Here is a 1,204-nt window from a genome sequence, read left to right as displayed (position 1 = left end):
TAGGCTCAGGACTTGTCTTATGAAATCCGGGTCGCTGTATGCGACAAAGGCAGCAGTCAGGAGGTGGCCACCTCCTGACTGCTGGAGAGAGCGGGTCGAGTCAGGACAGGCCATGATGGGCCGCGAATGAGTATGACCGCCTCTTCTTTTCCTCGGGCCTGAACGGATACCTGGGAGAAAATCCCGGATGACAAGCATAGGACAATGGGAAATGGCACAGACATGCTCAAAGCTGGAGAGTAATGCCGTTGTTGTTGGCATTGACGTTTCCAAGGATCATCTTGATGCCGCTCAATATCCATCTGGTGACCTGATCCAGACTTCCAACGATACGAAAGGCCTCAGAACGCTTCTACGATGGATTGGCAGGCAACGTGCTGTGCATGTTGTCTTCGAGGCGACCGGCCCTTTCCATCGTCAACTGGAGAGTCATCTGGCCAAGGCCAGCATCCCATTCTCACGGATCAATCCGCGGCACGCAAGAAAGTTTGCTGAAGCAACGGGAAAGCTTGCAAAAACGGATCGGGTAGATGCCATGATGCTGGCCAGGATGGGGGCACTTCTTGAACCCAGGACGTCTACGATCTGCAACGAGCTGCAGTCTGCGCTCCAGGAGCTGGCAGCCGGGCGACGAAATCTGACCCGTGACAGGACAGCCCTGCTCAATCGCCAGCAAAACCTGCAGCTCAGTCTTCTAAAACGTCTGACACGCTATAGACTTCGTCAGATAGAGGCTCAGATCGCAACCATCGATCAGGCAATCAGCGAACTGATCTCGACAGACGAGAGCCTCTCTCGAAAACGCACCATTCTGGTCAGCATTCCAGGTATTGGAGAGGCCACGGCTGCGATGCTGATCGCTGATATTCCCGAGCTGGGAACACTGGAAAATGGACAGGTTGCTGCGCTCGCAGGTCTAGCTCCTGTCACCAGGCAGTCAGGAAAGTGGCAGGGTAAAAGCTTTATTCGGGGTGGTCGGATTCATGTCAGAAACGCCCTGTACATGCCTGCTCTGGTTGCCATGCGGCATAACCCTGACCTTCGAAGCATCTATCTTAGTCTGACGGATAAGGGAAAGCACGCAAAAGTGGCTCTGACCGCTCTCATGCGGCGTCTCGTCATTCTGGCGAATGTCCTGTTACGCAATGACAGGTTATGGGAACCACGCCACACTTGACCAAGACGGATACTCATAGCCAGAACA

Annotated in this window: 1 protein-coding gene; it reads left to right on the top strand. The window is 54.1% G+C overall.

What is annotated here, in order from left to right:
* Positions 1-211 precede the first annotated feature (211 nt).
* Positions 212-1,177 carry an IS110 family RNA-guided transposase gene (locus tag GOB81_RS17340; protein ID WP_173571460.1) on the top strand — a complete coding sequence of 322 codons (966 nt, stop codon included), beginning with the start codon at positions 212-214 and terminating at the stop codon, positions 1,175-1,177.
* Positions 1,178-1,204: the final 27 nt, after the last annotated feature.

The organism is Acetobacter conturbans, from assembly GCF_011516755.1.
GTDB lineage: Bacteria > Pseudomonadota > Alphaproteobacteria > Acetobacterales > Acetobacteraceae > Acetobacter > Acetobacter conturbans.
Note: the sequence above shows the minus strand (reverse complement) of the source record. Positions and strands in the feature narration are given on the sequence as shown.

What these genes read in the sequence shown, in the direction of transcription:
- GOB81_RS17340 (WP_173571460.1), top strand. Translation starts at nt 212, where the DNA reads ATGGCACAGACATGCTCAAAGCTGGAGAGTAATGCCGTTGTTGTTGGC.